Consider the following 880-nt stretch of genomic DNA (forward strand, 5'->3'; position numbering starts at 1 on the left):
AGATCGAACTGGACAGCGAGGAGGGGCGGGATGTCGCGCGCGAACTGCTCAAATGGTTTCAGATCGGCGTGACCGATAAAAGCAGATTACAGGAACTGCTCGCATCCCGCACTTGACGCCAACAGAGCCTTGCCGTCAGCGATAAGACGGTGCTCCACGGATCCCCAACCCGTAGGACTTAAGTGGCCCTGCGATCAAGTCCTCAATCGTTGGTCTGCGAAGTCCGGCGGCGGCATCGAAACCGGTAAAATCGATATCGACCGTCGTGCCCGCGAGATCGACGCCGAAATCCACGTTCGGGTGACGTTCAAGGTAGGAGGCCAGTCCGGGTAGGAGACTTTTCGATCCGAAACCCCCGGGCCGTTAGGCGCAAATGGCCGCGAGGCCCGCCTGCCGAGCTTCGGCCATCAGATCGGCCTCTGCCTCCTCAGCAAGATGAGCGATCACGAAGATCCTGTTGGCGAGCCGAACGGAATCATTTCGGCTGACTCGGCGACATAACGGGCATGCCTAAAATCGCGGATGGAAGCGACGTTGTCACCGTTCCAGTCGAGGAGCACGAAGTGTGTCGGCGCGTCGCCTACGCTGTTCGGGTTGAACACCAGAATTGCTGGCCGACGATCCACCAGACCAGGAACGAGATGCCAATCGTATATGCCCGAATAGTTTTTGAAGTAGCGCGAGACCTCCTGGCGCCCCTCCATTCGGACTCGCGACACGAGTTCAAGCCGAACATCGTCCGCAAGCATGTCTCGCACTGCGTCAAAGTCTCTGGCGTTGAAGCGATCGACATACTTCGCAAGTCGCCTCAAATCACCCTGACTTAAGACCGTCGGCGATGTCCCAGCGTTCACATTGGCGACTTCGCGAATCCGGATCC

1 protein-coding gene is annotated in these 880 nt (G+C 58.3%); it reads right to left on the reverse strand.

Features of this window, described 5'->3' with window-relative positions:
* Positions 1 to 443 precede the first annotated feature (443 nt).
* On the reverse strand, positions 444 to 880 hold a 437-nt coding region (locus AC1D35_RS36455; protein WP_477942912.1), incomplete at its 5' end, for a nuclear transport factor 2 family protein.

It is taken from the genome of Rhizobium sp. P1_E6 (genome assembly GCF_056405875.1).